Annotated in this window: 5 protein-coding genes; 3 read left to right on the plus strand and 2 right to left on the minus strand. The window is 37.3% G+C overall.

The genetic code is table 11. The features are described from left to right. Positions 1-11 precede the first annotated feature (11 nt). Both HZC45_01420 and HZC45_01425 read right to left on the minus strand, forming a co-directional pair. On the minus strand, positions 12-689 hold the full coding sequence (locus HZC45_01420) for a stage 0 sporulation family protein (GenBank protein MBI5681825.1): 678 nt from the start codon (positions 687-689) through the stop codon (positions 12-14). A 48-nt stretch (positions 690-737) separates the two neighbouring features. Beyond that, the gene (locus HZC45_01425) at positions 738-1775 is read right to left on the minus strand and encodes a DNA polymerase III subunit delta' (GenBank protein MBI5681826.1); all 1038 of its coding nucleotides are present in this window, start codon (positions 1773-1775) and stop codon (positions 738-740) included. A 146-nt stretch (positions 1776-1921) separates the two neighbouring features. On the opposite strand from HZC45_01425, the gene HZC45_01430 reads away from it, so the two are divergent. The 3 genes from HZC45_01430 to HZC45_01440 form a co-directional block, all read left to right on the plus strand. Beyond that, a complete protein-coding gene (locus HZC45_01430; protein MBI5681827.1) occupies positions 1922-2497 on the plus strand; it encodes a DUF4390 domain-containing protein in 576 nt (191 codons plus the stop codon). Between the two features lie 11 nt (positions 2498-2508). After that, complete coding sequence (locus HZC45_01435) at positions 2509-4770, plus strand: HAMP domain-containing protein (protein ID MBI5681828.1); 2262 nt, start codon at positions 2509-2511, stop codon at positions 4768-4770. A 77-nt stretch (positions 4771-4847) separates the two neighbouring features. Continuing rightward, the coding region (locus HZC45_01440) for a sigma-54-dependent Fis family transcriptional regulator (protein ID MBI5681829.1) at positions 4848-6117 on the plus strand (1270 nt) is incomplete at its 3' end.

Here is a 6117-nt window from a genome sequence, read left to right on the forward strand (position 1 = left end):
TCTCCTGACACCTAATGATTACAGCAGCCATTGTGTTGAGTACCGCATATACTGTCCCCTGTTGCTTCATATGTCAGACAGCACATGAGTCTTCCGCAAACGCCTGATATCTTTGCAGGGTTGAGACTTATGTTCTGTTCCTTTGCCATCTTTACAGTAACTGCCTCAAATTCAGTAAGAAATGATGAGCAGCACAACTCCCTTCCGCAAGGTCCTATCCCTCCGATTGTCTTTGCCTCATCCCTGACCCCAATTTGCCTCATCTCAATCCTTGTATGGAATTCATTTGCCAGATCTTTAACCAGTTCTCTGAAATCAACCCTGTCTTCTGATGTAAATGAAAATATCGCCTTACTAGTATCAAATAGATATTCAACTCCAATAAGTTTCATCTGGAGGTTGTATTTTTTAATCCTGTCACTGCATATCTTAAAGGCATCTCCTTCTTTTTCCCTGTTAAACTCAAGCCTCTCAATATCGTTTTCATCTGCCTTTCTTATTACCTTTTTGAGTCCCTGTTTATATAAGGTTTCATCCCTTTCAACAGGTCCATAAACAATCCTGCCTAAACTCATGCCGCGCTCTGTCTCAACAACAACCCTGTCTCCGACCTTCAGGTCAAGATTATTTGTAAAAAAATCGTATCTCTTGCATGCCTTTTTAAATCTGACTCCAACTATATTTACCATATTACCCCCGTTCCTACCCCCTGCCTGTCATCCTCCAAAAATCAATGTCTATTTTTGGATCATCCTTACAAATAGACTCTCCATTGCAAGTTGTTTGTTTGCGTATCTTGGAGGCATTATATCTTCTTTTATCTTTGCAAGCAATGCAAAGGCATCCCGTATCTTTTCAAAATCAGTATTCATGCAGTGTTTTTTTAAGAGCGTAAGCATATCAGTATTTACAATTAGTTTTTCGCAGCTATTGATACAAACTGCCATATCCCTGTACCATATCTTTAGGAATTCAAGTATACCATCAATATTGTCATCTTTTGCAACATCCTCTGCAAACTTAAGTGTGTCATCAGGCATGTCAACTGACAATCCTTCAAGATGTTCTATCCACTGCCTTCTTTGCTTTAATATCCAATCCTTATCCATTTTGAGTGCCTCACCTATGCTTCCATTGCTTAATGATGCGATAATATAAGCCTCTTCTACAGAGATATTCATCCTATCCTTAATAAACTCTATTATAAGGTCTTTTTTTATAGGTCTAAAATTTATCCTCTGGCACCTTGATATGACAGTAGAGAGAAGGTCTGACGGTTTTGAGGTTACAAGTATTATAACAGAATCATAGGATGGCTCTTCAAGGGTTTTCAAAAACTTATTCTGTGCCGTTCTATTCATCTTATCAGCACTGTCAATAATACATACCTTTTTCCTGCCTTTTTGTTTTATATAACCAATCCTTTGTTGAATGGTTGTTATATCTTCCTCTTTTATTGTGCCGCTGATGTGGTCAACTTTGCCGCCTTTGTAATCAGGCTCTCTTGGCTCAACAAGAAAGACATCCATAAAAGACAAACTATCTATTGATATACAATTCTGGCATCTGCCGCAGAAATCATTACCGTCTTTAAGACAGTTCAATGCCTTTGCAAATGCAATAGCAGTTAATCTCTTGCCTATACCTTCCTGTCCGGCAAAGATAAGGGCATGGGGCACCCTGTTCTGCAAAATACCATTTTTCAGGATTTCTATCTCTTTTTCATGTCCAATAATATCTGTAAATGGCATAAGTAATAGACTTATATATATCAAGACCTCCTTCCAATGTCAATGTATCCTTAAGTTTCCTTAAGTTTGCAGAACACAACAGGCAGCCATTTTTCTGCGCCAATATTCTTGTCTTTTCTTTCAGTTTTTAGTAATATCATTATCAATACACGGTATAAGGAGCATTTTAGGTGAAAAGAATATTTAATCTATTTATTTTTGCAATGTTTTTTATCCTTACAGCCAAATCTGCATACTCGCAGAATACCAACAATGCGGCAATATCTAATGTTTCAATATTAAAAAATCCTCAAAGCATTTCACTTACCTTTAATGTCAAAGGTGCTTTTACTAAGGAGATAGAGGATGCCATAAAGAGCGGTATCCCTACCCCATTTACATTTATTGTGGAACTCTATAAAGAAAGAACCCTTTGGTTTAATGAAAGGGTGGCAGAACTCAAATTCAAGCATATTGTTCAGTATGATACTTTAAAGGCAGAATATGAACTAACCATAGAGGAAAAGGACCAGCAGGACAGAATTATAAAACTTAAAGATTTTTCACAGGTTAAAGAATTCATGGCAAAGGTTGAAGGTATATCAGTTTCTATTTCAGAAACACCTCAAAAAGGCAGTAAATATATATTAAAGATTAAGGCAAAACTTGACACTGTTAATCTTTTTTTTCCATTAAATTACATGCTTTTCTTTGTATCCTTCTGGGACTTTGAAACAGACTGGTCTGAGGAAACAATTCTCTATTAAAGACAGCGATTATGAATAAGTCCAACAATATAATAAAGATTAAAGAAGATGAAGATATAAAGAGACGGAAGAGAGAAAGGTATGTTATTTTCGCTGTCATCTGCTTGATGACAGTTCTTACCTATGCAGAGGTTCATATATCAAACATAAATACGCGTCTGCCTTTCGCAAACAACATCCTTATCTTTAGTCTAATTAATATACAGATAATCTTTTTAATTCTTCTTGTATTTCTGGTAATGCGGAATTTTGTAAAACTTGCCTTTGAGCGAAGAAGTAAGGTCATGGGCTCAAAACTCTCTACCAAACTGATTGCAGCCTTTTTATTCCTTTCTATTGTGCCAACACTTCTTTTATTCTTTATAGCAATCGGTTTTATCAATAAGAGTATAGAGAGCTGGTTTGGCATAGCAATAGAAAACTCTTTACATGGGTCACTGGAAATAGCACAGGGTTATTACAATAATACATCTGAACAGGCAGTATATTTTGCCCGACAGATTGGTGTAAAAATGAACAATGGACTTTCTGTTACGAGTGCTGAATGGTCAGATGAAACTATGGCAACTCTACGGGAATATATTGAACAAAAAAGAGCTGAAAATAATATTAGTGCTGTGGATGTCTATTCATCATCAGGTGAAAGGCTCATATATTCCATAGCCTCCAGTATAAATACAACACTGCTGCCTGATATTGAAAAGAATCTTCTCATGGATGTATTAAATGGCAGGCAGACAAGTTTTGTTCAAACCCTTGATACAGGCGATATTATAAGGGGTATTGTGCCGGTGTATCTGAATAACTCTAATAATGTTATAGGCGCAGTTGCTGTAACCTTCTATATGCCCAATCATGTGCTGTCAAGGATAAAGGATATATCGTCAACATTTGAATCATATAAACAACTTAAGGTCTTGAAACAGCCTGTCAAGGCTATATACTTTACAACCCTTCTTATAGTCACCCTTGTTATAGTTGTCCTCTCTATGTGGATTGGTTATTATCTTGCCAAACAGATAACAATACCTATACAGAAACTTGCAGAGGCAACTAACGCTGTTGCAGTCGGCAACCTCAATTATAAGATAGATGTTGAATCCAGAGATGAGATTGGACTCCTTGTAAAATCTTTTAACAAGATGATAGAGGATTTAAATATAAGTCAGTCCAAGGTAGAGGAGGCAAATCTTGACCTGAAAAAAACTAATATTGAACTTGAACAGAGGCGAAAATATATGGAAATAGTTCTTGGAAATGTTGCAGCAGGTGTTATATCCATAGATAAAAGCGGAAGGATAAGCACTATAAATAAGGCGGCACAAGATTTATTGGCAATAAATACTGCTAATGTCATTGGTAAAAACTATAAAGAGGTATTAAGGTCTAAAGATGAAGAGATATTAAAGGATATGATAAGACAAATGAATGATCTCGGCACTGGGACAATAGAAAGGCAGATAAAGATAGATTTGAATGACAAGACGCTTATCGTTCTGGTTAATCTGACCATGCTTAAAGATGATGATGGGAAATATATCGGTATGGTTGCTGTCTTTGATGACCTTTCTCAAATCCTCAAGACCCAGAGGATGACGGCATGGAAAGAGGTTGCACAGCGAATTGCACACGAAATAAAGAATCCTTTAACACCCATCCAGTTATCCGCACAGAGGCTGCGAAAGAAATACGGGGACCGGTTTGCAGGTGATGGCAGGATTTTTGATGAATGCACAGGGACAATTATTCATCAGGTTGAGGAACTAAAAACCCTTGTAAACGAGTTCTCAAATTTTGCAAGGATGCCTGCAGCAAATCCTACGTCAAACAATATAAATCAGATTGTTAGTGAGGCAGCTGCCCTTTACAGGACAGGCAATAAGCATATAGAGTTTAGGGAAATTATTAGTGAAAATATACCTGTTATGGAGATAGACAGGGACCAGATGAAAAGGGCGCTCATAAATATCATGGACAATGCTGTTGCTGCAATAGAGGGTGAAGGAACAATATCAGTAGAGACTAAGATAGACAGATTATTTAAAATGGTAAGGATAGAGGTTGCTGATACAGGGTGCGGCATACCTGCAGAGGATAAGGCAAAACTTTTTGAGCCTTACTTTTCAACAAAGAAGACAGGAACAGGACTGGGACTTGCTATAGTCAATAACATTATCGCTGACCATAATGGTTTTATAAGGGTAAAGGACAATATTCCAAAAGGAACAAGATTTATAATAGAACTGCCTGTAAAGAATGATGCGTCAGCATAGATGATTTTATAAAGAGAGAAGGGTTTGCCAGTGGGGCAGTCAACCTCTCGGAGGGAGATTTTCAAGTGAAAAGAATAATGGTAGTTGATGACGAAGAGAGTATAAGAAAATCTCTGTCAGATATATTGAAAGACGAGGGGTTTGAGGTAATCCTTGCAAAAGATGGTAGCGAGGCATTAAAAAAAATAGATACAGCCCCTCCTGCTCTTGTGCTTCTTGACATATGGATGACGGACATGGATGGCACAGCGGTTTTGCAACAGATAAAGATGCATTACCCTTTTATTCAGGTTATTATGATGTCAGGTCATGGCACCATAGAGACTGCTGTTAAAACAACAAAGTTAGGTGCATACGATTTTATTGAAAAACCATTATCCCTTGATAAAGTCGTTCTTACTATTAATCATGCCCTTGAGAAACAGCATCTCGAACAGGAGAATGCCCTGCTGCGCGGCAGTATGAAAAACCGATATGAGATAATCGGAAAAAGCAGGGCTATAGAATCTATAAAGTTTCAGATAGAAAGGGTAGCCCCTTCAAATTCATGGGTTCTTATCAGCGGAGAAAACGGCACAGGCAAGGAACTTGTTGCCAGAAATATCCACCTTATTAGTGATCGTCAGGACAAACCATTTGTTGAGGTTAACTGTGCTGCTATCCCAGAAGAACTTATTGAAAGTGAACTCTTTGGACATGAAAGGGGTGCTTTTACAGGTGCAATATCTCAGAAAATAGGGAAGTTTGAAATGGCAAACAATGGGACAATATTTCTGGATGAGATAGGCGATATGAGTATTAGAACACAGGCAAAGATACTTAGGATACTGCAGGAACAGAAGTTTGAAAGGGTTGGGGGAACACAGACAATAGAGGTTGATGTCAGGGTTATTGCAGCAACAAATAAGAACATTGAAGAGGAGATTAAAAAAGGGAACTTCAGAGAAGACCTGTATTACAGGCTGAATGTAATACCATTTCATATACCGCCTCTCAGAGAGAGGAGAGAAGATATAAATTTGTTCATAGATTACTATCTGAAATGGTTTGCCAGCAAAACAACAAAGGGGCAAAAAGAGATATCAAAAGAGGCGATTGCACTGTTTGAAAGATATAATTGGCCCGGTAATGTAAGGGAATTAAAAAATCTTATAGAAAGGCTTGTTATAATGACACCTGCCAATATTATCATGCAAAAAGACATCCCTTCTTATATAGGTGAAGTAGAAACAACCACTGATGTTTACTTAAAAGAGATTTTATCAGATACACTTAAAGATTCAAGGAGAGGCTTTGAAAGAGATTTAATACTTAAAAAACTTGAGGAGTTTGGAGGAAATATAAGCA

This window comes from Deltaproteobacteria bacterium (assembly GCA_016223005.1).
In the GTDB taxonomy this organism is placed as follows: domain Bacteria; phylum Desulfobacterota; class GWC2-55-46; order UBA9637; family GWC2-42-11; genus JACRPW01.

What these genes read in the sequence shown, in the direction of transcription:
- HZC45_01435 (MBI5681828.1), top strand. Translation starts at nt 2,509, where the DNA reads ATGAATAAGTCCAACAATATAATAAAGATTAAAGAAGATGAAGATATA.
- HZC45_01420 (MBI5681825.1), bottom strand. Translation starts at nt 689, where the DNA reads ATGGTAAATATAGTTGGAGTCAGATTTAAAAAGGCATGCAAGAGATAC.